The 26,955-nt window shown below is 69.5% G+C and carries 21 protein-coding genes; 9 read left to right on the top strand and 12 right to left on the bottom strand.

The window, feature by feature from the left end:
* Positions 1–72 precede the first annotated feature (72 nt).
* Positions 73–669 carry a DUF6542 domain-containing protein gene (locus ACWEFL_RS02240; RefSeq protein ID WP_451706110.1) on the bottom strand — a complete coding sequence of 199 codons (597 nt, stop codon included), beginning with the start codon at positions 667–669 and terminating at the stop codon, positions 73–75.
* 243 nt (positions 670–912) lie between these two features.
* On the opposite strand from ACWEFL_RS02240, the gene ychF reads away from it, so the two are divergent.
* Positions 913–2,001, top strand: coding sequence for a redox-regulated ATPase YchF (gene ychF, locus ACWEFL_RS02235; protein ID WP_451706107.1), 1,089 nt, complete (start codon positions 913–915; stop codon positions 1,999–2,001).
* A 183-nt stretch (positions 2,002–2,184) separates the two neighbouring features.
* On the opposite strand, the gene ACWEFL_RS02230 is transcribed toward ychF, so the two are convergent.
* From ACWEFL_RS02230 to ACWEFL_RS02210, 5 genes are all read right to left on the bottom strand, one after another.
* Positions 2,185–2,766 (bottom strand): Uma2 family endonuclease, encoded by a 582-nt coding sequence (locus ACWEFL_RS02230; RefSeq protein WP_451706105.1) that lies wholly within the window; start codon positions 2,764–2,766, stop codon positions 2,185–2,187.
* A 497-nt stretch (positions 2,767–3,263) separates the two neighbouring features.
* Positions 3,264–3,848: a dihydrofolate reductase family protein gene (locus tag ACWEFL_RS02225; RefSeq protein WP_451706102.1), complete on the bottom strand. Its 585-nt coding sequence runs from the start codon at positions 3,846–3,848 to the stop codon at positions 3,264–3,266.
* An 84-nt stretch (positions 3,849–3,932) separates the two neighbouring features.
* The gene (locus tag ACWEFL_RS02220; RefSeq protein WP_451706099.1) at positions 3,933–5,027 is read right to left on the bottom strand and encodes an RNA polymerase subunit sigma-70; all 1,095 of its coding nucleotides are present in this window, start codon (positions 5,025–5,027) and stop codon (positions 3,933–3,935) included.
* A gap of 7 nt (positions 5,028–5,034) precedes the next feature.
* Positions 5,035–5,382 carry a DUF4326 domain-containing protein gene (locus ACWEFL_RS02215; RefSeq protein ID WP_451706097.1) on the bottom strand — a complete coding sequence of 116 codons (348 nt, stop codon included), beginning with the start codon at positions 5,380–5,382 and terminating at the stop codon, positions 5,035–5,037.
* 280 nt (positions 5,383–5,662) lie between these two features.
* On the bottom strand, positions 5,663–6,781 hold the full coding sequence (locus ACWEFL_RS02210) for a pyridoxal-phosphate dependent enzyme (RefSeq protein ID WP_451706094.1): 1,119 nt from the start codon (positions 6,779–6,781) through the stop codon (positions 5,663–5,665).
* A 197-nt stretch (positions 6,782–6,978) separates the two neighbouring features.
* On the opposite strand from ACWEFL_RS02210, the gene ACWEFL_RS02205 reads away from it, so the two are divergent.
* Complete coding sequence (locus ACWEFL_RS02205; RefSeq protein ID WP_451706092.1) at positions 6,979–8,562, top strand: S8 family peptidase; 1,584 nt, start codon at positions 6,979–6,981, stop codon at positions 8,560–8,562.
* Positions 8,563–8,871: 309 nt separating this feature from the next.
* The gene (locus tag ACWEFL_RS02200) at positions 8,872–10,065 is read left to right on the top strand and encodes a DUF4190 domain-containing protein (RefSeq protein ID WP_451706090.1); all 1,194 of its coding nucleotides are present in this window, start codon (positions 8,872–8,874) and stop codon (positions 10,063–10,065) included.
* 305 nt (positions 10,066–10,370) lie between these two features.
* Here the strand turns inward: ACWEFL_RS02200 and ACWEFL_RS02195 are convergent, their stop codons facing one another.
* On the bottom strand, positions 10,371–11,759 hold the full coding sequence (locus ACWEFL_RS02195; protein ID WP_451706088.1) for a glycoside hydrolase family 18 protein: 1,389 nt from the start codon (positions 11,757–11,759) through the stop codon (positions 10,371–10,373).
* Between the two features lie 310 nt (positions 11,760–12,069).
* Between ACWEFL_RS02195 and ACWEFL_RS02190 the strand changes: the two genes are divergently transcribed.
* The 5 genes from ACWEFL_RS02190 to ACWEFL_RS02170 all read left to right on the top strand — a co-directional run bounded on the left by ACWEFL_RS02190 (position 12,070) and on the right by ACWEFL_RS02170 (position 17,273).
* Positions 12,070–12,822, top strand: coding sequence for a GntR family transcriptional regulator (locus ACWEFL_RS02190; RefSeq protein ID WP_451706085.1), 753 nt, complete (start codon positions 12,070–12,072; stop codon positions 12,820–12,822).
* Positions 12,823–13,343: 521 nt separating this feature from the next.
* On the top strand, positions 13,344–13,523 hold the full coding sequence (locus ACWEFL_RS02185; protein WP_451706082.1) for an SPOR domain-containing protein: 180 nt from the start codon (positions 13,344–13,346) through the stop codon (positions 13,521–13,523).
* Between the two features lie 19 nt (positions 13,524–13,542).
* Positions 13,543–13,959, top strand: coding sequence for a (deoxy)nucleoside triphosphate pyrophosphohydrolase (locus tag ACWEFL_RS02180; RefSeq protein ID WP_451706080.1), 417 nt, complete (start codon positions 13,543–13,545; stop codon positions 13,957–13,959).
* A 125-nt stretch (positions 13,960–14,084) separates the two neighbouring features.
* Positions 14,085–14,501, top strand: a complete 417-nt coding sequence (locus ACWEFL_RS02175) for an ATP-binding protein (RefSeq protein WP_451706194.1) — start codon at positions 14,085–14,087, stop codon at positions 14,499–14,501.
* Between the two features lie 147 nt (positions 14,502–14,648).
* Positions 14,649–17,273 (top strand): SpoIIE family protein phosphatase, encoded by a 2,625-nt coding sequence (locus ACWEFL_RS02170; protein WP_451706077.1) that lies wholly within the window; start codon positions 14,649–14,651, stop codon positions 17,271–17,273.
* A gap of 316 nt (positions 17,274–17,589) precedes the next feature.
* Here the strand turns inward: ACWEFL_RS02170 and ACWEFL_RS02165 are convergent, their stop codons facing one another.
* From ACWEFL_RS02165 to ACWEFL_RS02145, 5 genes are all read right to left on the bottom strand, one after another.
* On the bottom strand, positions 17,590–19,512 hold the full coding sequence (locus ACWEFL_RS02165; RefSeq protein WP_451706075.1) for a TPM domain-containing protein: 1,923 nt from the start codon (positions 19,510–19,512) through the stop codon (positions 17,590–17,592).
* Between the two features lie 367 nt (positions 19,513–19,879).
* A complete protein-coding gene (locus ACWEFL_RS02160; protein WP_451706072.1) occupies positions 19,880–20,653 on the bottom strand; it encodes a succinate dehydrogenase/fumarate reductase iron-sulfur subunit in 774 nt (257 codons plus the stop codon).
* Positions 20,650–22,605, bottom strand: coding sequence for a fumarate reductase/succinate dehydrogenase flavoprotein subunit (locus ACWEFL_RS02155; protein ID WP_451706070.1), 1,956 nt, complete (start codon positions 22,603–22,605; stop codon positions 20,650–20,652). The genes ACWEFL_RS02160 and ACWEFL_RS02155 overlap by 4 nt, the downstream gene beginning before the upstream one ends.
* Before the next feature lies 1 nt (position 22,606).
* Complete coding sequence (locus tag ACWEFL_RS02150; RefSeq protein ID WP_451706067.1) at positions 22,607–23,428, bottom strand: hypothetical protein; 822 nt, start codon at positions 23,426–23,428, stop codon at positions 22,607–22,609.
* A 10-nt stretch (positions 23,429–23,438) separates the two neighbouring features.
* The gene (locus tag ACWEFL_RS02145) at positions 23,439–23,699 is read right to left on the bottom strand and encodes a hypothetical protein (RefSeq protein WP_451706065.1); all 261 of its coding nucleotides are present in this window, start codon (positions 23,697–23,699) and stop codon (positions 23,439–23,441) included.
* A gap of 329 nt (positions 23,700–24,028) precedes the next feature.
* On the opposite strand from ACWEFL_RS02145, the gene ACWEFL_RS02140 reads away from it, so the two are divergent.
* On the top strand, positions 24,029–26,875 hold the full coding sequence (locus tag ACWEFL_RS02140) for an ABC transporter family substrate-binding protein (protein ID WP_451706062.1): 2,847 nt from the start codon (positions 24,029–24,031) through the stop codon (positions 26,873–26,875).
* Positions 26,876–26,955 lie beyond the last annotated feature (80 nt).

Below are 26,955 nucleotides of genomic sequence, written 5' to 3'. Positions count from 1 at the left end.
GGAGCCGGGCAGCCGGGTCCGGAACCGGCCCCGGGGACGTGCCGGGGCCGGACCGATCCGGGGCAGAACGCGCTAGCGGCGGAACGACGGCGAATGGGACGGCGGCTGCGCCGAACGCATACGGCGCTTGCGGCGGCCCCTTTCGCGGATCTTGCGGACGCAGGTGATCACGCCCGCCACCAGCGTGCCGCCGTACAGCCAGCCCGCGTGCACCGCCAGCGCCGTCACCACCGCCATGATCTGACCGCCGATCCCGCCCTCGCCGCCCGAGATCGGAATGATCCCGATGGCGAAGGCGATCGGCACGCTGATCGGCGCCGTGACGAGATCCGCCTCGCGGACCCAGAGCGCGGTCAGCGCGCAGACGGGCACGAAGAGCACGCCGTACACGATGGGGGAGCCGTCGAACAGCAGCCAGTCCAGCGAACCGATCACCAGCATGACGGTGACGGCGAAGAGACCGCCGCCGAGCCCGGTCAGCCGGGGGCTGGGCAGCCTGCGGAAGGCCATGACGACGGGCGGCACGGTCCGCGGCGGCCGTGTCGGCCGCACCCCGTACACCGCCGGACGGTCGGCGAGGGCGCTCTGCGGGGAGAGGGGGCCCGGAGGTGAAAGAGGGGCCTGCGGCCGCTGGCGGCGCTTGGGGTGACTCGTCCTTGGCTGCTCCACCCGACCAACGTAGGTCGCGAGTGGGGAGGAATCCGGCACGGGACACGCGTTTTGGATGACCTTGCCGAAGAGTTCGACTCCTCGGCCCCTCCCGTGGCCTCTCTTCGGCCTACCTCGCCCCGTCCTCCCGCCGCGTCGTATGCCGTTACGGCGCGCTTCGGCCGGACCGTAAACTGGGGGATCGGCCCCCGTCCGGCCGGCCGCGAGTCTCATCACTCCTCACCTCATCAGGAAGTCGCCAACGTGTCGCTCACGATCGGAATCGTCGGCCTGCCGAATGTCGGCAAGTCGACCCTGTTCAACGCCCTGACCAAGAACGACGTGCTGGCGGCCAACTACCCGTTCGCCACCATCGAGCCGAACGTCGGCGTCGTCGGCGTCCCCGACCCCCGGCTCGCCAAGCTGGCGGAGATCTTCGGCTCCCAGCGGATCCTCCCGGCGACGGTCGACTTCGTCGACATCGCGGGCATCGTGCGCGGCGCCAGCGAGGGCGAGGGCCTGGGCAACAAGTTCCTGGCGAACATCCGGGAGTCCGACGCGATCTGCCAGGTCATCCGTGCCTTCAAGGACGAGAACGTCGTACACGTCGACGGCAAGGTGTCCCCGAAGGACGACATCGAGACGATCAACACCGAGCTGATCCTCGCCGACCTCCAGTCCGTCGAGAAGGCGCTCCCCCGGCTGACGAAGGAGTCCCGCCTCCAGAAGGACAAGGTCGCCGTCCTCGCGGCGGTCGAGGCCGCGCAGAAGATCCTGGAGTCCGGCGAGACCTTGTTCTCCGCGGGCGTCACCAAGGGCTCCGAGCAGGGCGACCTGCTGCACGAGCTGCATCTGCTGACGACCAAGCCGTTCCTGTACGTCTTCAACGTCGACGAGGACGAGCTGGTCGACGAGGACTTCAAGAACGAGCAGCGGGCCCTGGTCGCCCCCGCCGAGGCGATCTTCCTCAACGCCAAGATCGAGTCGGAGCTGATCGAACTCGACGACGACGAGGCCCTCGAACTGCTCCAGTCGATGGGCCAGGAAGAGCCCGGCCTCGCCACCCTCGGCCGCGTCGGCTTCGACACCCTGGGCCTCCAGACGTATCTGACCGCGGGCCCCAAGGAGACCCGCGCCTGGACGATCAAGAAGGGCGCGACCGCTCCCGAGGCGGCCGGTGTGATCCACACCGATTTCCAGAAGGGCTTCATCAAGGCCGAGGTCATCTCCTTCCACGACCTCGTCGAGACGGGCTCGGTGGCCGAGGCCCGCGCCAAGGGCAAGGCGCGGATGGAGGGCAAGGAGTACGTGATGCAGGACGGCGACGTGGTCGAGTTCCGCTTCAACGTCTGAGCGGATGAAGTGACACCACGCCGCTGACGTGGCAGACGTGCTGGTCAGAAGGGGTCGGGCTACTGGAAGCCCGACCCCTTCGTCGATCCCGTGCCGGACCTGCGCCGGATGCGACCTCAAAGAGGCATACGCGGGCTGCGGAGTCCGACTCCTTTTTCTCCCGTCGTCTCCCGTGCTGACGTCTCAGCTGCTTCGGGGCGGTGTGAGCTTGTCGAGGTCCAGGCTGATCTCGAAGGGCACCGGGCGCTGGAGGGTACCCCGGAAGATGCCGGCGGGCGCGTAGGCGCCAGTCGGTCGGTCGAGTTCGTAGACGTGCACCACGGGTGCCCCGTCCTCGTCCTCGATGCACCAGTAGTGCGGGATGCCGGCTTCCGCGTACTTGCGGAGCTTCACTGTGCGATCGCGGTGTGCGGATTCGGGGGCGACGACCTCGATGACGAGCTGGACGTCCTCCGGTGCGAACCAGGTGCGGTCACCGTCGAAGTCGGCCGTCGTCACCAGCAGGTCCGGTTCGGGACGGTTGCGCGGGTCGAGCTTGATGGTCATCTCGCGGCCGACTCTGCTGTCGGCGGGCACCTGCTCCATGAGCGCGACCGTGAGCATGGTGACGAGGTGGCCGTGCCACCACCTCTGGGGCGACAACATGAAGACGAGGGCTCCATCGATCAGCTCGGTGTGACGGGGTGCCTCGGGGAGGCGGTCGAGGTCCTCCGCGAACCAGCCTTCCGCGCGCGGCGGGCGCATCCAGTCGGGCAGTGCGGTCATGGCTTCACGTTAGCGGCCCACGGCTCAGGCTGGAGAGCCAACGGTCTCGGCCGGATGATATTCCGTGGCTTTCCGTGCTGTGAGCCGTTGGCCCGCCGCAATGCGTGTATCTCGGTCAGTCCTCCCCAGGCCACGATGGGGCCGAGCGGGCCGCGAAGCTCGATGGTGCTGTCGGCCCACCCGTCTCCACGCTGCCTCCTTGTGCTTCGGTCCCTTTCCCTATGCGCACCGACTCGGTGGAACCCGTCCTCCCCCAGAGCCCCCGGGGAGCCGTTGAGCGACGATGCCGATCACGTGCGACGGTTGTGCTCCCGTGCTGATTCGGTGCTGACTCAGCACGCCGGAATCGGCGTTTTAGCAGGTCACGGCGGTGTGGTCAACGTTTCGGTTCAACCGGTGAGCGGATGCAGTAGCGCCGCGTCGGGCGCCTGGCAATCATGCGGGTCGAAAGAGAGGCGGCGCGGTGCGGGCTCGCCGGGCCCGCCCGTCCCGTCCGCTCATGAACCCGCCGCGTACCGGATCAGGAGGTTGTCCGAGCCCTGTGCGGTACGGGTGGACAGGAGCCGCAGCGGAGGGAAGTCGGTCGTGGAGAACAGGGGGGTTCCGGCTCCGAGAGCGACCGGGCCGATCATCAGATGCAGTTCGTCGACCAGACCTGCGGCCAGCAGGTCGTTCCACAGGACACGGCTGCCGAAGGCGAGGATCTCCCGGCCCTCGCTCTTCCTGAGCGCGGTGACCTCCCGGTGCGCGTCGGCCCGGCGCACGATACGGGTGGTGGCCGGCCAGGGGTCCGTCGCCTGTGGTGTGAGGCTGTCGGAGACCACGACCTTCTCCATCGCGCCCATGAGCCGGGAGATCTCCCGCGAGCGCGCGGTGGCGTCCGGGAGGGTGGCCTGCGGCGGCCAGTAGGCCCGGAAGCCCTCGTATGTCCTCCGGCCGAGCAGCAGAGTGTCCGCGGCCTGCATGCGTTCGAGGTTGTGGATGTCGAAGCTCTCGTCCATGGGCATGACCATGACGTCCCCGCCGGGACCCTCGTAGTAGCCGTCCAGCGTGACGATGTTGGTGACGATCACCTTGCGCATGGTGGTGTCTCTCCTCGCGGTTCGCGTGGGCTCCTGCTGTCGCTCACGTCCTCTGCTGAATGAGAGACGGGCGCGGCGCGGAATTCATCGCTCGCCGCCGGGAATCCTCTCGGGGTGCTCTCCCGCGGGGTGCTTCCTGGAGGGGTGTGCTCCGGACTTCTCTTCGGGAAGCTCGGGCGGGAGTCCGAGACGGCGGTGCAGCTCCGGGTCGAGGAAGCCGGTGATCTCCGCGATCCGGCCGGAGCGGACGGTGAGGATGTTGACCGCGCCGATGCGGTACGCCGACGAGCCCCGCTCCCGCAGATAGCAGGCGAACCCCGGCTGGCCGTTCGCCCGCAGCGGCACCAGGCGCCAGGGCGTGGCGAAGACCCGTTCGGTGAGGAACCGTTCCACATCGTCCCGGCCGTCGAACCACGCGGGCAGCGGCGGCATGGTGAAACGCGCGTCCTCGGCGAGCAGCTTCAGCAGCGCGGGCACGTCCGCCCGCTCCCAGGCGGTCATGAACGCGTCCACCAGCTCCCGCCTCCCGTCGTCGCCGAGCGCGGCCAGCTCGGTCTGCTGGGTGCGGTCCGGGGTGAGCGGTCCGACCGTCCTGCGGGCCCGTTGCAGGGCGCTGTTGACCGACACGGGAGTCGTCTCCAGGACGGCCGCGGTCTCGGCGGCGGAGAACTGGAGGACCTCCCGCAGGATCAGCACCGCGCGCTGGGTGCCCGGCAGATGCTGGAGCGCCGCCACGAACGCCAGCTCCACGCTCTCGCGCCGCAGCCAGCTCGACTCGGGGTCGTCCGCCGCGGCGGACGGCTGCTCGTCGTCGGGCCAGGGCTCCAGCCAGACCGGTCCGGTCACCGGTTCTCCCAGGTCCGCCGTGTTCCGGCGCGGCGGACCGTATTCGGGCGACAGCAACCGCCGGGGACGGCGCGCCGCGAGGCGCAGACAGGCGTTGGTGCAGATGCGGTACAGCCAGGCGCGCGGCGAACTGCGGCCCTCGAAGCCGGAGAGCCCGCGCCACGCCCCGATGAGCGCCTCCTGGAGCGCGTCCTCCGCGTCCTGCACCGAGCCGAGCATGCGGTAGCAGTGGGCGTACAGCTCGCGGCGGTGGGCCGTGACCAGGGCTTCGAAGGCCGCCGCATCGCCTCGGCGGGCCGCCTCCATCAGTTCGTCCACCTCTGCGTCGCTCATGAGGGCATCATGCTGGCCGCCGGCCGTGCGGGTCCGGCTCTTCGCCCGGTCCGGCGTCGGCGAGTTCCGCGATCACCTCGGCATGACACTTCAGCGGTACGCACCGGCATCCGAGGCGGTGTCCGCGCGGCGCGGGCAGCATCTCCGGCAGGTCGGGGCGCGACAGCAGACAGGCCCGGTACCGCGTGACGACCTCCTCGCGGGTGCCGTCGGGCCCCGGGTGGTACGGGCACGCCGGCGGGGACTGATCGAGATGCCGGCCGCCCCGGTGCGTCGACCGGCCCACATAGACGACGTCCGCGTACTCCGGATCGTCGCGGTGGCCCTTCAGGTTGACCACGGTGGTTCGCTTCATGGGGTGGATCCTCCGGCCTCCGACGGCTCCCTGCCAGACGGGGCCCACCGGGTGGCGGATCAGGGGCCCGGACCGGTGACCGCCGGGTGGTGGATCGCCCGATGGTGGATCAGAAGAGGGGGCCGGGCCGTTCGGCGGTCCTCCACCGCGGGACGGCGGAGGGGCGCCGGACCATCGGCTGCGGGTCTGCGGGTCTGCGGGTCTGCGGGTCTGCGGGGCAGCCGGGGCGTGGGTTTGTCGGGTGATCAGGGCGCGGGGCTGTCGGGCGACCGGGCCATGGCTACCCGGCAGCCAGCCCCGTCTTCGGGCCCGCGCCGCAGAGCGGCACGACGGCCGTCCCTTCCAGCCGGTCGCCGGCGGCCGCCCAGCAGGCCACGCCCGTCGACTCCACGAACAGGCCACGGGCCGCCAGATCGAGCTGAGCCGACCGGATCTGTTCCTCCGTCACGGTGAGGAAGTGGCCGCCCGACTCGCGTACGGCCCGCAGAATCGCGCGGGCCCGCGGCGGCCTCGGGATGGCGATGCCCTCGGCGAGCGTCGGGCCGCCCGCCGGAAGGTCGTCCAGCAGATCGTCGGCCCCCGCGTGGAAGGCCGCGGCCAGGGGGGCGACCGCCGCCGCCTGGACCGCGACCAGCGCGGGACGGTGGTCGATCAGCCCGTGGCCGTACAACTCCCCGATGGCGAGCGCCGCGCCGAGCAGCAGGGTTCCGTTGCCGACCGGGACGACGATCGCGTCGGGGAGTGTTCCGCCCAGGTCCTCCCACAGCTCGTAGACGTAGGTCTTGGTGCCGTGCAGGAAGTACGGATTGTGGACATGGCTCGCATAGAACGTGCCGGGGGTGTCTGCGGCGGCGCGGGCGGCCGCGGCGGTGGCCTCGCGGTCGCCGGGAACGAGTTCGAGGCGGGCCCCGTGCGCCCGGATCTGCTCCGCCTTCTTCGCCGAGGTGCCCTCGGGGACGTACACCGTGCAGTCGAGCCCCGCCCGCGCGCAGTAGGCGGCCACCGCCGTGCCCGCGTTGCCGCTGCTGTCGGCGATCACCCGTCGGGGCCCCAGCCTCCGCGCCAACTCGGCCAGCATCACCGCGCCGCGGTCCTTGAAGGAGAGCGTCGGCATCAGGAAGTCGAGCTTCGCGGAGACGCTCGGAGTGAGCCGGACGAGCGGAGTGCGGCCCTCCCCGAGGGAGGCGGCGGGGGATGAGAGGGGCAGCGCCTCCTCGTAACGCCACAGCGAGTTCACCCGGCGGGGAAGCTCCGCACGCGCCACCGCGCCCGCCGTGAAGTCCAGGTCCCAGGGCCCGCCGCAGCCGGGGCAGCGCCAGGCCAACTCCTCGACGGAGGAGCGGATCGAGCAGCCGGGACAGTGGTACGGGGGAAGGTGCTCCGGGTTGTTCGAGGTCATGGTCCGTCAGCATGGCAGCCGGAAGGCTTGTATGGCTTCTGTGTTACGGCAACCCCCGGTCCTCTTGTGGGATTCCTATGGATCCGCCAATCTTTCGCTCGGCAGGTGCGGCATGGGCATGGCAGACCTGGTCGCCAGTCATTGTCATGCACCTGCTAATCATCGAAATGCGCAACCGATCGAGGAGGACCCCCCACATGTCGAAGACGCGTATCCCGCGCCGAAGACTCACTGCGATCAGCGCCACAGCCGTCGCCGCCCTGGCGTTCGGCACCGCCTCCGCGCTCCCGGCCGTCGCCGCCGACGCGGCCGACCGGGCCCCGCAAGGCGTTATCGAGAACGCCGGCGCGCCCGGCTCCGTCAAGGACAGCTACATCGTCACCCTCCACGAGTCGGCGGCCGACGCCGGCTCGCAGGAGGGCAAGGCGCTCGCCGCCGAGTACGGCGCGAAGATCAGGAAGACGTACAGCGCCGCCCTCAACGGCTACTCCGTCCAGCTCTCCGAGGCGCAGGCGAAGAAGTTCGCCGCGGACCCGGCCGTCGCGTCCGTCGTGCAGAACCGGATCTTCAAGGCGACCGGCACCCAGCCGAACCCGCCGTCCTGGGGCCTGGACCGGATCGACCAGAGAGCCCTTCCGCTCAACTCGGGCTACACCTACCCGGACAGCGCGGGCGAGGGGGTGACCGCGTACATCATCGACACCGGTGTCCGTATCACCCACAGCGATTTCGGCGGCCGGGCCTCGTACGGCTTCGACGCCATCGACAACGACAACACCGCGCAGGACGGCAACGGCCACGGCACGCATGTCGCCGGCACCGTCGCCGGTTCCGCGTACGGCGTGGCCAAGAAGGCCAAGATCGTCGGCGTACGCGTGCTGAACAACGCCGGCTCGGGCACCACCGAGCAGGTCGTCGCGGGCATCGACTGGGTGACGCGGAACGCCGTCAAGCCGGCCGTCGCCAACATGAGCCTGGGCGGCGGGATCGACACCGCGCTCGACACCGCCGTACGCAACTCCATAGCCTCCGGCGTCACCTACGCCATCGCGGCGGGCAACGACGGCGCGAACGCCTCCAACACCTCGCCCGCGCGGGTCGCCGAGGCCATCACGGTCGGCTCGACGACCACCGCCGACGCGCGCTCCGGCTTCTCCAACTACGGCAGCGTGCTGGACATCTTCGCGCCGGGCTCGTCGATCACGTCCTCCTGGCACACCGGGGACTCGGCGACCAACACCATTTCCGGTACGTCGATGGCCACCCCGCATGTCGCGGGCGCGGCGGCGCTCCACCTCTCGGCCAACAGGACGGCGACCCCGGCGCAGGTCGCCACCGCTCTGACCGGCGCGGCGACGACCGGCGTGGTGACCTCGCCGGGCACCGGCTCACCGAACCGGCTGCTGTACGTCGGCGGCGGCACCACTCCGCCGCCCGGCAAGCGGTTCGAGAACACCGGTGACTACACCATCAACGACAACGCCACCGTCGAGTCCCCGGTCACCGTCACGGGGGTGACCGGCAACGCGCCCGCGGCACTCAGCGTGCCGGTCGACATCAAGCACACCTACATCGGTGACCTGCGCATCGACCTCGTCGCGCCGGACGGGACCGTCTACAACCTGAAGGCGTACGGGACGGGCGGCAGCGCGGACAATGTGATCACCACCTATACGGTGAACGCGTCGTCGGAGACCGCCAACGGCACCTGGAAGTTGAGGGTCGGCGACAACGCCGCGCGGGACGTCGGCAAGATCGACTCATGGGCCCTGCAGTTCTGAGGTCCGGGGTTCCGAGGTCGCGGTCTCGGTGGCCTGGATTTCTAGATCTGAGGATCTGAACTCCTGGACTTCAGAACTCCTGGGGCCATGGGGTCATGGGGTCACGGGGTCATGAGGTCCGGGTCCGAGGGCCGGGATTTCGGATCCGAGGTCTTCCACGGCCTGATTCCTCGCGGAATCTGCTGAGGGGCGGTCGCCTGAGCGACCGCCCCTCTTCCCTTTTGATCACCGATGCGTGTACTCATCAGGGCAACTGTTTGTACGATTCCGCACTGATCCAGACGAGTTCCGACGAGGAGTACCGCACCTGTGGACCCGACACAGCCCGGCGGACAGCAGCCCCAGCAGCCGGACGGGCAGGGCGGACAGCCTCAGCCGTGGGGCGGGCCACCGCCCTTTCAACCGCAGCCGCCTTCGGGGCAACCGCATCCGGCGTATCAGCCGTACCAGCAGTTCCCGCCGTACCCCGTGCCGCCCGTCACGCCCCCGGTGAACGGTTTCGCCGTCGCCTCCCTCGTGACCGGGATCGTCTGCTGTCTGCCGCCGCTCGGACTGTTCCTCGGGCTCACGGCCTTCTCCCAGATCAAGAAGAAGCGCCATCGCGGCAGGGGTCTGGCCGTCGCGGGCACGGTCCTCTCGGCGATCAGCACGCTGCTGGTGGCCCTCGCGATCACGAGCGGTGCGGCGGGAGACGCGTGGACGGGGTTCAGGAAGAGCATGGACGAGGCGTCCCGCTACCGGGCCGTCGCGGATCTCAACAGGGGCGACTGCTTCAATCTGCCCGCCGGCGGGGCTCCGGAGGAGGGGGACAGTACCGAGGAGGTCGAGGTCGTCGACTGCGAGGAACCCCATGAGGCCGAGGTCTCCGGCACCTTCGAACTCACCGGGTACCGGCCGTATCCCGGTGACTCCGCCTTGGAGCCGGTGGTCGAACGCCGCTGCGAGGACATCGAGTTCGCGTACGCGATGGACTTCTGGGAAGTCCCGGACACGGTCGAGCCGTCCTACCTCGTACCGACCCCGGACAGCTGGAAGCTCGGCGATCGGGAGGTCACCTGCGCCTTCTCCACGGTCGAAGGCGATCGGATCACCGGGTCCGTCCGGAGCGACGCGACCAGTCTGAACCAGGACCAGAAGGTGTATCTGAAGGCGGAGGGCGAGGTGTTCCGCGCCGGCTTCGAAGAGCCCGAGAAGCGGTTCAGCGAGGCCCCCGACAGCAACCGTGCCTGGGCCAAGGTGATGTCCACGGCGTACGCGGACATGGGGAGGATGCTGCGCAAGCACACGTGGCCCACGGACGCGGCGAAGTCGGTCACCAAGCGGACCGACGAGTTCGACCGGGTGAGCGCCGAGTGGGACAAGGCGACGAGGGCCGAGGACGAGGCCACATTCCTGGAGCATGTGAGCCGTGCTGCGGGAGCCCTCGATTCCGGTACGGAGATCTCCATCCGGGAGGCCCTGGACCTCCAGACGACCCGTCCCGACTGGGTCGCCGGGCCCTGAGCTTCGCGAGGCCCTGAGCTTCGCCCGGCCCTGAGCTTCCCGAGGCCCCTCGCTTCGCCCGGCCCTGAGCTTCGCGAGGCTCTGGGGTCCGCGAGGCCCTGGGCCGGTGAGGATCGTCAGGCCCCTGAAGGACAGGCGGGGATCGCCGGGGCGGACAGGGAAGAGGCCGGTGACGGGGGCCACCGACAGCCCACCGTGCACCGGCCTCGACCCGGTCGCGACACCGGCCCCTGCCCGGTTCGCGCCCCGTCCGTCGGCGGTGGCCGGTTCCGTCTCGGGACCGGCCACCCTCCTCAGCCTCCGGATCAGTCCCGTGAAAGCCCGCGGTCGACGGCCGTCGTCAGCTCGCCGTCCGCCGTGTCCGCGTCCAGCGACCAGAACATCGCGCCGCCCAGACCCTTGTCACGGATGTACGAGGTCTTGGCGCGCAGCACCTGCGGGTCGTCGTACGTCCACAGGGTGCTGCCGTCGAACAGCCATGCGGAGCCGTTCTCGCGGTACACCTGGTACTGGCCCGAGGCCGCCAGCTTCTTCAGCGCCTTGTAGTCCTCGTAGCCCGCCGCGAACGTCGCCGGAGCCGGCCGTTCCGCCGGCTGGCCCATGCCGTCGCCGCCACCGGTCACCCCGGTCCAGCCCTGCCCGTAGAACGGCATGCCCATCACCAGCTTGTGCGCCGGCGCACCCCGCCGCAGCCAGTCCCGTACGGTCTGGTCGACGCTGAAGTCGTTCTCGGCGTACAGCGCGGACTGCTGGTTGGTGGTCTTCTCGCCGGAGACGTGGAAGTCGTAGCCCTGGAGGTTCACGAAGTCGAAGTCGCGCATGATCTTGCGTACTTCGAAGCCGGCGTCGATCTTCGCGGGCGCGGTCGGCACGTACGCGGACAGGTCGTAGTGCTTGCGCTTGCCGTGCCGCTGCTTCGCCTCGCTCTTCGCGTACGCGTCGAGCTGGACCCGGAACTCCCTCACCAGCGCGGTGAAGTTCTTCTTGTCCTCCGGCCGGAAGATCGTGTCGTCGTCGCCGGACGAACCGGGCCACTCCCAGTCGATGTCGATGCCGTCGAAGAGCCCGGCGGCCGCGCCCGCGCCACCGCGTGCGCCGTCGACGGGGAGGTTGCCCTTGATGTACAGGTCGATGCAGGAGGAGACGAACGCCTTGCGCTTGGCCTCGGTGAGGACGGCGTTCGAGAAGTGGGTGGACCAGCTCCAGCCGCCGAGCGAGATCATCACCTTGAGGCCGGGGTGCCTGGCCTTGAGTTCGCGCAGTTCGTTGAAGTTCCCCGCGAGCTTCTGGTCGGGGGAGTCGGTGACGCCGTCGACCGAGTCGGCGGCGGGCACCGGGCGGACGTAGTCGGCCCAGGAATCGCCTTCGCCCGCGGGACCGCCGATGAAGCACTTGCCGTCCGGGCTGACGTTTCCGAAGGCGTAGTTGATGTGGGTGAGCTTGGCGGCCTGGCCACTGGTGTCCATGTCCTTGACCTGGAAGTCCCGGCCGTAGATACCCCACTGGGTGAAGTACCCGATGCGCTTGTACGCGGGCTTGTCATCGTCGCTGTCGTCACGGTCCGCGGCAGCGGCAGCAGCGGCGGTGGACGAGAGCGATGTGGGGGAGTCCGCCGAGGCGGCGGGGGCGAGAGTGGCGATGAGCGAGAGCGAACCGGCTGCAACAGCCGTCCGGACAAGGCTTCTTCGACGCATGGGGGCTCTCCTGTGCGTGATTCCGGGCGTGCGCGCAGGGGCGTTTACACGCGCAAGCAGCGCACACGTGTCCGTGACAGTTCCGTGAACGGGCGTCGTGCAGCACAGGACGGTATTGGTCTGGACCATTAGAGGTCAATGGTCTCGGGTGGCGAGATCGGAACTACCCGAGGTAACCGGCCGGTCCCGTGGTGGCGAATGGCCGGTTCGAGGTAAGTCGTCACCTTGGGTGATCTTTTGGCCTATGGTTGCGGTCAACAACCCACCGTTGCGACGCTGTTGCTGTCTGTCAATGTGATGGGAGTGGCCAGTGACATTCGGTGAGCAGCCGGCCTATCTACGCGTTGCGAGCGATCTCCGTCAGAAGATCGTCAACGGCTCGTTGCCGCCGCACACCCGCCTTCCCTCCCAGGCCCGTATCCGGGAGGAGTACGGAGTCTCCGACACCGTCGCCCTGGAGGCGCGCAAGGTGCTCATGGCGGAGGGGCTGGTCGAGGGCCGTTCCGGTTCGGGGACGTACGTCCGCGAGCGCCCGGTCCCGCGCCCCATCGCCCGCTCCGGCTACCGTCCCCCGGCCGGAGCGAATCCCTTTCGGCAGGAGCAGGCCGCCGACGGCACTCGTGGTACGTGGGAGTCCAGCAGCGAGCAGGAGGCGGCGAGCGTGGACATCGCCGCCCGGCTCGGTGTGGGGGTCGGCGCACGGGTGATGCGTACGCGCTATGTCTTCCGGGACGGCGGTGAGGCGATCATGCTCTCCACCTCCTGGGAGCCCCTCGAGGTGACGGGCCGCACTCCCGTGATGCTGCCCGAGGAGGGGCCGCTCGGCGGCTGTGGAGTCGTCGAACGGATGGCGGCCATCGACATCGTCGTCGACAACGTCTCCGAAGAGGTCGGGGCCCGTCCGGGGCTGGCGGAGGAACTGCTGACGCTCGGGGGCGTGCCGGGGCATGTGGTCATGGTCGTGGCGCGTACGTATTACGCGTCGGGGCGCGCGGTCGAAACCGCGGACCTCGTCGTCCCCGCGGACCGGTTCCGGATCGCGTACCGCCTGCCGGTGAAGTGAGCCCCGGCAGCCCTTCCGTCCGGGGTGGGAAGGGTGCGCGGGGTCGGTGGCCGCCGCGAGAAGACCGCCGTCTCCGGTCCGAGCCCATGGGGACTGCCTTCCGCAGGGCCGGGCGGGGCCGGTGCGGCCCGAGCCGGACTGTCCGAGGGCGCCGCGCGCGCCCGCCTGCGGGTGGATCCGGCGAGCCGATCAGACGGGCGGGCCGACGGGGCGGCGAGTCGGCGAGTCGGCGAGTCGGAGGGCTGGGGCTCGAGTCGGCCAAGGCCGGGCACAGAAGCCGTCGTTGGCGCGCGTCGTGCGGCTGCGGGCCCGTGGGCGATCGACCGGACTCCGGCCGGGCCTCCCGCCGATGTCCGCCGGCCGCAGGGGGAGTGCGTCCGTCAGCGCGCGCCCCCTCTTTCCTATCTCTTTGTGTAAATTCGTATCCGCTGAGTGAAGGTCAGGCGTAGGCTCCGGCATATGCGTAATGCGGTTTCCCGGCGATCTTTACCGACGTGTGGACCCATCGAGGGAGGGGTGCGATGAACGACAGCAGTGCTGTGCTCCCCTGGCTCGTCATACGCCAGGACGACAACGGCAACCGCTACCGCGTAGGCCGGTACGCCACCGAGGGCGAGGCCAGGCGGATAGCCGACACCCTCGATGTGAAAGGTCACAAGCAGCTGTACTGGGTGGAGCGCATCGACAGAACGACCTCGTGACGCCAGTACGCTCCCTCGTATGACCGATCGTGTTGTGGTGGCCGGGGCCGTGTACGACCGGGGGCGGCTGCTGGCCGCGCGCCGCAGCGCCCCCGCGGAGCTGGCCGGCCGCTGGGAACTGCCCGGCGGCAAGCTGGAACCGGGGGAGCGCCCCGAGGAAGCCCTCGTCCGCGAGCTGCGCGAGGAACTGGGTGTCGAGACGGAACTCCTGGACCGCATCCCCGGCGAATGGCCACTCAACCACGGCTATGTGCTCCAGGTGTGGACGGCCCGCCTGATCTCCGGCGAGCCCAGGCCGCTGGAGGACCATGACGCCCTCCGCTGGCTGGCCCCCGACGAGACCGGCACTGTGGACTGGCTGGACCAGGACCGGCCGGCCGTGGCCGAGGCCGCGCGGCTGCTGGGTCAGGGCTGGTCGGACGGCGTACGCGACTGACGCCTACGCCGTTCGTATCAACGATGCGCCCCTAACCGGTTCCGACGGGATACCTCTAGTCATATTTCGGGTATGTCCTGATTGACCACCCGAAAAGGGATATGGGTCTGCTGCTGGTCCGGGAAGTGAGCGGCGTGATCGACACTGACGGCGCTCGCGCCGAATGGGCCTTCCCCGCCGAGCCCGGTGCCGTACGAGCCGCCCGTCATGCTGTCCGGGACACTCTTCGCGACTGGGGACTGGAACCTTCGGTGCGCGATGTGACGGTGCTCCTCGTCAGCGAGCTGGTGACCAACTCTTTGCGGTACGCCTCCGGCCCCATCGGCGTACGACTGATCCGGCAGGAGACGCGCGACCGCCACCCCGCGCTGCGCGTCGAGGTCTCCGACCCCCTCCCGGATCCCCCCACCGAGCGGATCGCGGCCCCCGGCGACGAGGGGGGACGCGGATTGCAGCTGGTCGCGGGATCCGCCCGCAGATGGGGAACCCGGCTCGACAGCACGGGCAAGACCGTGTGGTTCGAGCTGGCCCTCACTGGTTAAAAGTGTGAAGGGGCAACGATCACGGTCCCGTCGGCGCAAAATGAACGAGACCGTGCTGTGATCGTGAACGCCGTGTGCGTCAGAGCCGTAGTGCTGAATACTGCGGTCATGGCCGGTCCGGTGAGGTGAGCTGGAGGGGACGGTCGCGTGAGCGAGATACCTGGGACGACGGGCGGTGTCGTATGGCAGAGCAGCCCGCCTGGCTCGATCTATGACTACATCAAGGTGGCCTCCTTCTCGATAGGCCCCGATGGCCTGGTCGACCAGTGGAGTCGGCGCGCCGCCGATCTCTTCGGCATCACAGCGGCCGAGGTCAGAGGCAAGGATCCCGTCGAGGTCTTTCTTTCCACGGAATTGCGCCCGCGCGGGCACCGCCACCTGGAGGAGATCCTCGACGGCAAGGAATGGACGGGCCTCGTTCCCTTCCGGATGCCGGACGCGAGCGGAGCCCACGGCGTCGCCGAGGTCTATGTCATGCCGAGCGAGACGGAGACCGGCGAGCGGGCCGCTCTCTGTATCGTCGTGGACGTCCGAGCCCTGCACCGGATCGAGACCGACATCGCCGCCTCGCAGGCGATTTTCGGCCAATCCCCCTTCGGCTTCCTTCTCTTCGGCACCGACCTCAAGGTGCAGCGCGCCAACCGGCGTTTCGCGACCGTCTTCGGCGGGAGCGTCGAGGAACACCGAGGGCGGACCGTATACGACTACCTCTCCCGGTCCGAGGCCGAACGCATGAACGCCTCGCTCCGCCGGGTCCTGGAGACCGGTGAGTCCGCGATTGACCTCCAGCTCATCGGAGCGCCCCCCAACAGCACGGACCGCCGGCACTGGTCCGTCAATCTCTACCGGGTGCACAGTGGGACCGGCCGGCCCATCGGCGTGGCCGGAGTCGGCACGGATGTGACCCGTCGCCATATCGCCGCCCGAGAGGCCGCCAGCGCCCGGCGCAACCTCGCCCTCCTCAACGAGGCGAGCGCCCGCATCGGCAACTCCCTCGATCTGGAGACCACCGCCCGCGAACTTCTCGACGTCGCTGTCCCCGGCTTCTGCGACCTCGCCTCGGTCGACCTCTACCAAGGGCTGCTCACCGGAGACGAGGCCCCGCCCGGACGGTGGGACACCCCGCGCTCCGACGGCTACGCGGGCGGCAGCGCCGAACTGCGCCGGGTCGCCTTCGCCAGCGCCGTGTCCGACTCCCCGCTGATCACCACGCCCGGCTGCGGCTCCCAGGGCAACACCCCCACCGCGGTGGGCGAGGTTCACCGCTACCCCTCCAACTCGCCCTGCGCCAAGGCCCTGCGCACCGCCCGAGTCGAATCCATAGCGGCCGAGGACGGCAGCCTCGTCCAGTCCACGCTCGCCGTACCGATGGTCGCGCACGACGCCGTCGTCGGACTGGTGCAGTTCTCCCGGACGAAGGGGAGCGAACCCTTCGGAGAACGCGACCGGGCGCTCGCCGTCGAACTCGCCGCCCGCGCCGCGGTCTGCATCGACAACGCCCGGCTGTACCGCCGGGAACACGAGCGCGCCCTGATCCTGCAGCGCAGCCTGCTCCCCCCCGGCGACCCCGAAGCCGCCGGCCTCGACATCGCCTGCCGTTACCTCCCCGGCAACACGGCCACGGAAGTCGGCGGGGACTGGTTCGACGTCATCGAGCTGCCCGGCCACCGGACCGCGCTGGTCGTCGGCGACGTCATGGGCCGCGGACTGCGCGCCGCGGTCGCCATGGGCGAGCTGCGCACGGCCGTCCGCACCCTGGCCCTGCTGGACCTCGAACCGGCCGAAGTCCTCTCCGCGCTCGACGAGATCGCCCGGGGCCTCGGCAGCCCCAGCGGCACCCAGCAGGCGTCCCGCGTGGCGCACAAGGACCGCGAGGCGGACCTCTCCGAGGTCTACCTGGCGACCTGCGTCTATGCCGTCTACGACCCCGTGACCCGCCGCTGCACCTTCGCCAACGCCGGTCATCTGCCGCCCGTCCTCGTCGATCCCGGCGAGGAGGCGCTGCTGCTCGACGTCCCGCCCGGAATGCCGCTCGGCGTCGGCGGCGAACCCTTCGAGGAGGTCGAGGTCGAGTTGCCCGAAGGCGCGCTTCTCGCCCTCTACACCGACGGGCTCGTCGAGTCCCGTGACCATCCGCTGGACGAAGGACTGAGGGCCTTCCGCACGGCGCTCACCGCCCCGCCCCGCCCCGCCCGCTCCCTGCCCGGCCGCCTCTCTCCGACGACGGCACCGCACGGCGACGTCTCCCGGTCGCTGGAGGACATCTGTGACCATGTACTGAGCACACTGGACACCCGGCACGGCGAGGACGACATCGCCCTGCTGATGGCACGGGTCCAGGGACTTCCCGCCGAGGCGGTCGGTGACTGGCGACTGCCCCGCGAGCCCCGCTCGGTGGGCCGGGCCCGAGAACTGGCCCGTGCCCTGCTGGTCACGTGGGGCCTCGAAGCGCTCGTGGACACGGTCGAACTGCTCGTCAGCGAACTGGTCACCAACGCCCTCCGGTACGGCGAGGGCGAGATCAGGCTCCGGTTGCTGCGGGATCGCACCCTGGTCTGCGAGGTGTGGGACTCGGGCCTGGTCCAGCCCCGCCGGCGCCGTGCGCGGGACACCGACGAGGGGGGCCGTGGCCTCCAGCTCGTCGGCCTGCTGAGCGCGGCATGGGGCTCCCGTCGGACCCCGCGAGGGAAGACCGTCTGGTTCGAACTCGCCCTTCCGAACGGTGATTCGGCGTCTGAACCCACGGTGGAACAACTGCTGAGCATGTTCTGACCCACCACCCCCAAGCGCTCCGGCCCACAGAAAGCGATCATCTGCCACCAACCCCGGAGCCCCGGACGGAGGGCCCATTCCTGCGCGGCGGCCACAGCCTCCGGGGGGTCCTGCTCCGTCAGCCGCTGATTGCCGATCGTGCCCGCGACCGCCTGCCCCGCCCTGCCGCTGTTGTCCGTATAGTCCCTGGTCGGCTGGTCGAGCGGGGCATCGATGCCGGCCTTCGCCGGCCGGGTGACCCGGTCGAGGACGGTCTGCCCGGTCATCACGCGTCTCCTCGTGGAAACGGTCGTCGTGAGTGCGCCGGGCGTGGTCGTCAGAACCGGCCACCCCCCATACGGCCGCGGGTACTCTTGCCGCCGAAACGACCCGGCCCGCCGTCGAAACCGCCGCCCCCGAAACCTCCACCATGGCTCCCGCCCCTTCCCCCGTCGAACATTCCGCCGAGGATGATCCCGCCGAGCACCGCGCCCCCGAGCCCACCCCCCGCGCTTCCTGCTTCTTGTACACCGCCCGGCCCGAACCGGTTCCCGAATCCCCGCACGTCTTCCTCAGCCAGGTTCTGCGCCTGCCGTGCCAGCGCGTCCGCCTGCAGCACCTCCGCGAGCGCACCTTGCACATCCCTTGAACCGGTCGCCGAACCGGCCACCGGTCCGATCGCCGGACTCGCCCCCGAACCCGAACCTGAATCCGAGCCCGCACCGGCCCCGGAACCAGGACCCGCCTCCGTGGGCTCTTCCGCCCTCGGCAGCCGGCGCTGCGCCTCCGCCAGCCGGGTGCGCGCCTGGCTGCCGACCGCACCCCGGTGCGTACCGATGTAGTCGGCGGCGGCTCCCACAGCGGAACGGGCTCCCAGCGTCGCCCGGTCCAGCCGTGCCCTCGCCCGCCGAGCGGCCTCCTCGATCTCGCGTGACCCGGCCAGTGCCTCTTCCAGCGCGGCGTCCGTCTCCTCGACCCGTCGCAGCGCGTCGATCGGGTTGTAGAGTCCCGACTCCATCCGCCCGCGTACATTCGCCACCACGGACTCGGTGCGGGTGATCCGGCCCCGGAGACGGGCCGTCCACTCCGGCCGCGAAGTCTCGGTCAGCGTGCCGCGGGCCTCCGCCAGATCACTGTCCGTCTCGGTGAGCGCGCCCGGTAGCCTGCCTGCGGCCTCAGCCAGCTCCTGAGCGCGTCGGTCCACCGCCTCGATCAGCTGTGCCGCCTGGGACAGCGCACTCTCCGCCGCCCGTATCTGCACGGCGGCGGTTCCGCGGTCGGACGCCCCGATCGCGGTCCGGGCCCGATCGAGGCCGGTCTTGGCGAAGACCAGCCGGTTCCTGAGCTGCTCGGCGCTGTCGGCGACGGGCCCGGCGGCCGAAGGCGTGTATCTCCGGTGCAGCACCGACAGCGTCGCCTCCACGGTGATCACCCGTCCGTTGAGATCGGCGAAGGCGTTCCGCGCGGTCGCGAGCGCCTGCGGGGCGTTCTGTTCGAGCGCGCGCAGCCGGTCGAAGTCCTCCGACTCCGAGTCCAGTCGCCGATTGGCCTCGGTGCATCGCGCCACGATCTCGTCGAGCATCCGGCGGCGCGTCACGTCGTCCGCCGCGTACGCGTCGTCGAGCTGCTGGCGCAGCCGGAACGCCGTCGTCAGTTCGTTCTTCGCGTAGGCGACCGCGTCCACGAAAGGCTTCGCGGCCTCGTCGCCGAACTGCGCGGTGGCGAAGCCGAGTTCCTCCTGACTGGTCCGCAGGGCGTCATCGGTGTCGACGAGCGCCAGCCGGGCCCGGGCGTCGAGTTCGGACAGAGAGGGCCCGGACGCTGCCACAGGCTCGCCGCCCCATCCTGCCCGCCCACCCTGCGGGGTCGTGCGGGTCCGCATCCGTCTTCTGCGCTTGGCGAAGCTGTACGCGGCGACCGCGCCGGCCCCGACGACGACCGCGACGGGCGGCACCAGGTTCGCCGCTCCCGTGTTCTCCGCCCCGGCGGTGCGGCCGGAGGAGTCCTTTACATATACGGCGGACAGCTGAAGCCGCTCGTCGCCGTAGAGCCGGCCGGGTGATCGGGCGACCTCCGGCCCGCGGTCGCCGGGCGCGTCCACCCGGTCGGTGATCCGACCGTCGCGGGAGAGGGGAACGGGATCGTCGGCGAGGGTGCCCGGAGCGGTACCGCCTGCGAGCACGCCCGGAGCGGCCGGCGCGACCAGCCACCACGCCGCCCCCAGTGCGGCGACGAGGATCCTGGAGGCTATTCGCGTCACATTTGGGAGGCTATGTCCGCCCACACATATGCGCGACCTGGCGTGAAGTCGCCAGAAGATGGTCACTGACAGTGATCGCGCCTACGGTTGAAGAAGCCAGGACACCGCCGGGGGCTGAGTGCCGAAGCGGCCCCGGCCGAGGTCCGTGCGCCCGGCTGGGACTCGGGCGCACGGACGGCACGGCACTAACCGGATGGAGCGTGATGCACGTGATGCGGCAGATGAAACAGATAGAGCAGATAGAACGGACAGGACGGACGGAGAGCACGGAAAGGTGGAGAACGCGGAGAGCGGTGAAGACGTGAAACGCGCAGAGGGCACCGGCTCAGGGGGAGAGCCACGTGCGCGCACAGAGAGTAGCTAGTGGCTAGGACTCGCTCCGACGCGTGATCTTGCTGCCCAGCCAGACCAACGGATCATACTTACGGTCCACCGCCCGCTCTTTCAGGGGGATGAGCGCATTGTCAGTGATCTTGATGCCCTCCGGGCACACCTCTGTACAGCATTTGGTGATGTTGCAGTATCCGAGCCCATGCTCGTCCTGGGCCGACTTCTTGCGGTCGAGACCTGTCTCCGCCGCCGCGTCCAGGGGGTGCATGTCCAGTTCGGCCACCCGCATCAGGAAGCGCGGGCCGGCGAAGGCCGCCTTGTTCTCCTCGTGGTCGCGGACCACATGGCAGGTGTCCTGGCACAGGAAGCACTCGATGCACTTGCGGAACTCCTGGGAGCGGTCCACGTCGACCTGCTGCATACGGTAGTCACCGGCGGCGACTCCCGGCGGCGGTACGAAGGCGGGCACCTCCCGTGCCTTCGTGTAGTTGAAGCCCACATCCGTCACTAGGTCCCGTATCACGGGGAACGCGCGGAGCGGTGTCACGGTGATCGTCTCCTCCCTGGAGAAGACGGACATCCGGGTCATGCACATCAGCCGCGGGCGACCGTTGATCTCGGCGCTGCAGGAACCGCACTTGCCCGCCTTGCAGTTCCAGCGGACCGCGAGATCGGATGCCTGGGTGGCCTGGAGGCGGTGGATGATGTCGAGGACCACCTCGCCGTCATTGACCTCGACGGCGAAGTCCTCCAGCTCCCCGCCGTCCTGATCACCCCGCCACACTCTGAAGCTGGCTTGGTACGAACTCACTCGTAGAGCTCCTCTTCGGCGAGGTACTTGACCAGCTCCTCCTTCTCGAAGAGAGCGAGCAGGTCCGGACGGATGGGGTCGGTCGTCTTCCGTACGAGGGCGATCTGGTCGGCCACCGGATCGGTCGCCGCCAACCCGCCTGTGGGATCGACCAGTTGGCACAGCAGATTGACCCGCCGCCAGTCGCGTTCCATCGTGGGGCAGTCCTCGCGGGTGTGCCCGCCGCGGCTCTCGGTGCGCTCCAGGGCGGCCCGCGCGATGCACTCGCTGACCAGCAGCATGTTCCGCAGGTCGAGGGAGAGGTGCCAGCCGGGATTGAACTGACGGTGGCCCTCGACCCCGGCGCGGCGGGCGCGGACCCGGAGACCGGCCAGTTTCTCCAGCGCCTGGGCCATCTCGCCCTCGCGCCGGATGATGCCGACCAGGTCGTTCATGGTCTGCTGGAGTTCCTGATGGAGGGTGTACGGGTTCTCCGAGGGAGCGCCGTCCGATGGGCCCTCCGCGCTGAACGGCCGCAGTGCCTCCGCCGCTGCCGCGTCGATCTGGGCCTCGTCCACCACGGGCGGAGCGTCGAGCCCGTCCGCGTACTCCGCCGCGTGCAGACCCGCGCGGCGGCCGAAGACAAGGAGATCCGAGAGTGAGTTTCCGCCGAGCCGATTGGAGCCGTGCATACCGCCCGCGACCTCGCCCGCCGCGAACAGACCGGGGACCCCCACCGCGGCGGCGCTGTCGGAGTCGACCGCGATCCCGCCCATCACATAGTGGCAGGTCGGGCCGACCTCCATGGCCTCCGCGGTGATGTCGACGTCCGCCAGCTCCTTGAACTGGTGGTACATCGACGGCAGCCTTCGCCGGATCACCTCGGCGGGCATCCGGGTGGAGACATCGAGGAAGACACCGCCGGCCGGGGAGCCGCGGCCCTCCTTCACCTCGGTGTTGATGGCGCGCGCCACCTCGTCACGAGGCAGTAGCTCGGGCGGACGCCGGTTGTTGTCCGGGTCCTCGTACCAGCGGTCGGCCTCCTCCTTCGTCTGCGCGTACTTCTCCTTGAAGACGTCGGGGATGTGGTCGAACATGAACCGCTTGCCCTCGGAGTTGACCAGCACCCCGCCGTCGCCCCGGACGGACTCGGTGACGAGGATGCCCTTCACCGACGGCGGCCAGACCATTCCCGTCGGGTGGAACTGAACGAACTCCATATTGACCAGCGGCGCACCCGCCAGCAGCGCCAGGGCGTGCCCGTCGCCCGTGTACTCCCAGGAATTGGAGGTCACCTTGAAGGACTTGCCGATGCCCCCGGTGGCGAGGACGACCGCCGGGGCCTCCAGGACGAAGAAGCGCCCGGACTCGCGCTCGTAACAGAAGACCCCGGACACTCTTCCGGCGTCGCCGTCGCTGTCGCCGGGAGCGGTCTCCTTGAGGACGCGGGTGACCGTGCACTCCTGAAAGATCTTCAGCCGGGCCTCGTAGTCCCCGAACTCGGCCTTGTCCTCCTGTTGCAGTGCGACGATCTTCTGCTGAAGGGTGCGGATCAGCTCCAGGCCGGTCCGGTCGCCGACATGGGCGAGCCGGGGGTACTCGTGTCCACCGAAGTTGCGCTGGGAGATCTTGCCGTCGGCCGTGCGGTCGAAGAGCGCACCCCAGGTCTCCAGCTCCCACACCCGGTCGGGGGCTTCGCGGGCGTGCAGTTCGGCCATGCGCCACTGGTTGAGGAACTTCCCGCCGCGCATGGTGTCGCGGAAGTGGACCTGCCAGTTGTCCCGGGCGTTCACATTGCCCATGGAGGCGGCGATGCCGCCTTCCGCCATCACCGTGTGGGCCTTGCCGAAGAGCGACTTGCAGATGATCGCCGTACGGGCGCCCTTCTCGCGGGCTTCGATCGCGGCCCGCAGGCCGGCGCCGCCCGCGCCCACCACCACGACGTCCCACTGCTGGCGTTCGAGTTGGGTCATGTCAGAAGAACCTCGGATCGTCGAAGGCGCCGGATGCGACCAGATAGACGTAGAAGTCGGCCAGCGCGACGCTGATCAGGGAGGCCCAGGCGAGGAGCATATGGCGCTCGTTCAGTCTGCCGACCCAGCCCCACAGCCGATAGCGCACCGGGTGCTTGGAGAAGTGCTTCAGCCGGCCGCCGATGATGTGCCGGCAGGAGTGACAGGAGAGGGTGTACGCCCAGATCAGGGTGATGTTGATCAGGAAGATGACCGTGCCGAGACCCATATGGCCCCATGCGTAGTGCTCGTCGCGGAACGCGAGCACGGTGTCGTAGGTGAGTACCCCGGCGACGGGGATGGCCGCGTAGAAGAAGTAGCGGTGGACGTTCTGGAAGATCAGCGGGAAGCGGGTCTCACCCGTGTACTTCTTGTGCGGCTCCGCGACCGCGCAGGCGGGCGGCGAGGCCCAGAAGCCCCGGTAGTACGCCTTGCGGTAGTAGTAGCAGGTGAGCCGGAAGCCCAACGGGAAGATCAGGACCAGCAGCGAGGGGGACAGGCCCCACCAGCTGCCGAAGATCTCCCAGTTGGGACCGTTCTTCATCGGCTCGCAGTTCTCCGCGAGACAGGGTGAGTAGAACGGCGACACATACGGCGCGGCGTAGTAGTCGGCGTTCGAGAACGCCCGCCAGGTCGAATAGACGATGAAGGCGAGCAGTCCTCCGGCGGTCAGCGCCGGCGACAGCCACCAGCGGTCCGTCCGTAGATGACGGGGGGCGATGGCGGCGCGCGTGGCGCTGTGCACACCCGTATTGATTTTCGGTGGTTCCGTGCCAGTGGACAACGAAGTTCTCCTAGGGAGCGTGCCGGTCTCGGACGCCCAGGCCCTCGTCGTCCGAGTCCGTCCACAGTGCTTGGTTGTACGGAGCATCGGGGATGGTGACCAGCTCCTGGCGTGCTACCGGTTTCCGCCCGGTCGAAGCGGCCGGGCCCGCGCCGCGGTGCTGATCGCCTGCGCCACGGAGCTGATCGACGGTCTGTTCCAGTTCTGCGACGCGCTGAAGCAGCTCGTCGAGGCGGTTCTGGATCGTGGTCAGATCTACCTGCTGGGACATGACTTGCCCTCACTTCCGCAGGGTGCGGTGGCGTCGTTCATGCGCCTGCGAGTGTTGCGCGTCACTTCCCCACTTGTGAAGGGACGTGCAGGGGATTCCCGGCGCATGCGTTGCCTGTGCGCCCCTTGTTGTCTGGTTCTCGCTCTATCCATTTTCACCATGTTTATGGATTTGTGATCTGTTTTCTTATGGTCTGCCTGGGTGACATTGCTGCGGGTCGCGCTGTGTCTGCGCCGCCACGCGCACTCCGTCCACTTCAGTGGTTCGGAATCGGTGTGATCATCTCCAAATTCCGTGAAACGGAATGAACAGGACGAAGAGGTAGACCCATGGCCCAGGCCCGGACCTCCACGACCTTCCGGACCCGGAGGCTCCGCTCGGTAGCGCTGCTCACCAGCGGGGTGCTCACGATCCCCGCCCTGGCCGCGTGCAGCGCGGACGAGTCCGAGAACACCGGCCGGGCCACGGCCCAGGACGTCGCGGCGACCGTGAGAAACCAGGTCGGCAGCGGTGGCACCATGCGCTGGGCGGTCGACGCGATGCCGACCACGCTCAACGCCTACCAGGCCGACGCCGACGCGGCCACGACCCGGATCACCGGAGCCGTGCTCCCTTCCCTCTTCACACTCGACAAAGACGGCCGACCGCAGCGCAACCCCGACTATCTGGAGTCCGCCGAGATCATCGAGCGCGAACCCAAGCAGGTGGTGCTCTACAAGATCAACCAGAAGGCGGTCTGGAGCGACGGCCGGGAGATCGGCGCATCCGATTTCGTCGCTCAGTGGCAGGCGCTCAGGGGGAAGAACAGCGCGTACTGGACCGCTCGCAACGCCGGATACGAACGGATCGAGAACATCCAGAAGGGCGCCAGCGACCTCCAGGTCAAGGTCACCTTCAACAAGCCCTACGCGGACTGGCGGTCTCTCTTCTCGCCCCTGTATCCGAAGGATGTGACGGGGACCCCCAGCGCGTTCAACGACGGGGCCCGCAACACGCTCAAGGTAGTGGCAGGACCGTTTCAGCTGCGGTCACTCGACCGTAAGGGCGGCGAAGCGACCCTCGAACGGAACCCCCATTGGTGGGGTGACCAGGCCAAACTGGAGAACCTGGTACTGACCGCCGTGCCCAGGGAGAAGCGGGCCGCCGCGCTCGCCGGAGGCAGGGTGGACGTGGCCGAGATCGACCGGAGGACCGCGGACCGCATCACCCTCGCCGTACGGAACAAGGGGACCGGCGGCCAGCAGCCCGGCCACGGCCCCGGCGCCGCGCAGCCCCCGTCGGCCGCCCTCAGAGCCTGGGCGCAGGCCAATGGCTCCGATGAGGAGCAGGCGAGGGTCGCGAAGGCCGCGCGGATCCGGACCGCAGAGGCGATCAAGGTCTACGCCGCCGAGCAGGCGGGGCTGCGCGGCTTCGAGGTGCGCAAGTCACTGGAGCCCGCCTACACCCAACTGGCGCTCAACGGCGAGTCCGGGCCGCTCGCCGACGACCGGGTGCGCCGGGCGGTGGCCCGCGCGCTTGATCGCACGGAATTGGCCGAGACCGTACTGCGTCCGCTCGGTCTTCCCGCGAACCCGCCCGGCAGTCATCTGGCGCTGGCGGGCCAGAGCGCGTACACCGACAACAGCGGAGCGCTCGGAGAGCAGAACACCCAGGAGGCCCAGGCACTGCTGGCCGACGCGGGCTGGACGACCGGCGGGGCGCTGAAGAAGCCCGCCCCGGCCAAGGCGGGCGGCGAGGCCGGCGCGACCCCGAAGAACGGAGCCTCCCCCTCGGCCGGCTCGGACGAGAAGGGCGCCACGGACGAAAACAGCGAGAACGGCGCGAACGGCACGGATAGCGCGGACAGCACGGACAGCGCGGACAGTACGAACGATGTGAACAGCACGAACAGCGTGAACGAAACAAGCGGTGCGAACGCGGACGGTACGAACGCGGACGGTGCGAACACGGACGGGAAGAACCAGTCGCAGCGCTCGCAGCCGGACAGTCCGTCCAATGAGGGGCTGTACGTCGTCGGCGACGAGAAGTCGGCCCCCGGCCAGGGCTCCAACGGCTCCCAGATCCTCGCGCCCGCCCCCGTGGTCTTCGAGGACATGTCCCGCCAGCGCCAGGCGGACTCCCCGACCCCCGACGCCGACAAGGACGAGAAGGGGAAGATCGCCGAAGCGAACGCGCCGGCCGGCACCGCCGCCCCCGTCGCCGCGGGCGGACGGCTCGGCAAGGACGGCAAACCGCTCTCCCTCCGCTTCGTCCTCCCCGCCGGCCCCGGCTCCGAGTCACTGCGCGCCGTAGGCGAGAAGATCGCGCGGATGCTGGACAGGATCGGCATCCAGACCCAGATCAGCAAGGTCGCCGACGACAGCTACTTCAAGGACCACGTCGCCTCGGGCAACTACGACCTGGCCCTCTACTCCTGGCCCGCCACCGCCTATCCGGCGACCGACGCCCGCCCGATCTACGCCAAGCCCGAGCCCGCCAGCGACGGCTCCCTGCTGGTCGAGCAGAACTACACCCGTGTCGGCACGGACTACATCGACCAGCTCTTCGACCAGGCGGCCGCGGAGCTGGACGAGGAAGAGGCCCGTGACCTGGTACGCCGCACCGACGCCCGGATCTGGGCCGCCGCCGGGTCCATCCCGCTCTACCAGCGCCCTGAGCTGGTGGCGGCCAAGTCCTCCGTGCTCAACGTCGGGGCTTTCGGCTTCGCCGCTCCCCGCTACCAGGACATCGGCTTCAAGAAGTCGGCCATCCCGAAGGCGGGTCCCGCCCCGGCGACGCCCAGCCCCTCGGCGACGGCGTCCGGTGCTTCCGGGGCCCCAGGCGCCCCCGGCGCGCCCGCCGCATCCGATGCGGCGAGTGAGTCCGGCGCCCCCGCCGCATCCGAAGCCGCATCCGAAGCCGCGAGCGAGTCCGGCACGTCCGACGCATCCGGCACGCCTGACGAGTCCACCGCATCCGACGGAGCGAGCGCGCCCGAGGCATCCGGCGCATCCGATGCGACGAGCGAGTCCGGCACGTCCGACGGGTCCGGCTCATCGGACGGGTCCAGCTCATCCAGCTCATCCGACGGGTCCGGCACGTCCGACGGGTCCAGCTCATCCGACGGGTCCGAGGGTTCCCAGACACCGGACGGTACGGCCGAAGGCACCGACCCCAGCACCTCCGCCGACGAGTAACCGCAGCGGCCTCGCGTAACGCCCACCTCATGTGCCCGCCGGGCTTCCCCGGCGGGCACGATCCTGCCCAGTCCTCCGAC

It is taken from the genome of Streptomyces sp. NPDC004838, assembly GCF_053600955.1.
This window is presented reverse-complemented; position numbering and strand designations above follow the sequence as displayed.

Bases quoted from the DNA above. Each gene is read 5' to 3' on its own strand.
- ACWEFL_RS02225 (WP_451706102.1), bottom strand. From the start codon at position 3,848: ATGCGCAAGGTGATCGTCACCAACATCGTCACGCTGGACGGCTACTAC.
- ACWEFL_RS02155 (WP_451706070.1), bottom strand. From the start codon at position 22,605: ATGACCCAACTCGAACGCCAGCAGTGGGACGTCGTGGTGGTGGGCGCG.
- ACWEFL_RS02205 (WP_451706092.1), top strand. From the start codon at position 6,979: ATGTCGAAGACGCGTATCCCGCGCCGAAGACTCACTGCGATCAGCGCC.
- ACWEFL_RS02210 (WP_451706094.1), bottom strand. From the start codon at position 6,781: ATGACCTCGAACAACCCGGAGCACCTTCCCCCGTACCACTGTCCCGGC.
- ACWEFL_RS02180 (WP_451706080.1), top strand. From the start codon at position 13,543: ATGACCGATCGTGTTGTGGTGGCCGGGGCCGTGTACGACCGGGGGCGG.
- ACWEFL_RS02185 (WP_451706082.1), top strand. From the start codon at position 13,344: ATGAACGACAGCAGTGCTGTGCTCCCCTGGCTCGTCATACGCCAGGAC.
- ACWEFL_RS02145 (WP_451706065.1), bottom strand. From the start codon at position 23,699: ATGTCCCAGCAGGTAGATCTGACCACGATCCAGAACCGCCTCGACGAG.
- ACWEFL_RS02215 (WP_451706097.1), bottom strand. From the start codon at position 5,382: ATGAAGCGAACCACCGTGGTCAACCTGAAGGGCCACCGCGACGATCCG.
- ACWEFL_RS02195 (WP_451706088.1), bottom strand. From the start codon at position 11,759: ATGCGTCGAAGAAGCCTTGTCCGGACGGCTGTTGCAGCCGGTTCGCTC.
- ACWEFL_RS02140 (WP_451706062.1), top strand. From the start codon at position 24,029: ATGGCCCAGGCCCGGACCTCCACGACCTTCCGGACCCGGAGGCTCCGC.
- ACWEFL_RS02220 (WP_451706099.1), bottom strand. From the start codon at position 5,027: ATGAGCGACGCAGAGGTGGACGAACTGATGGAGGCGGCCCGCCGAGGC.
- ACWEFL_RS02230 (WP_451706105.1), bottom strand. From the start codon at position 2,766: ATGACCGCACTGCCCGACTGGATGCGCCCGCCGCGCGCGGAAGGCTGG.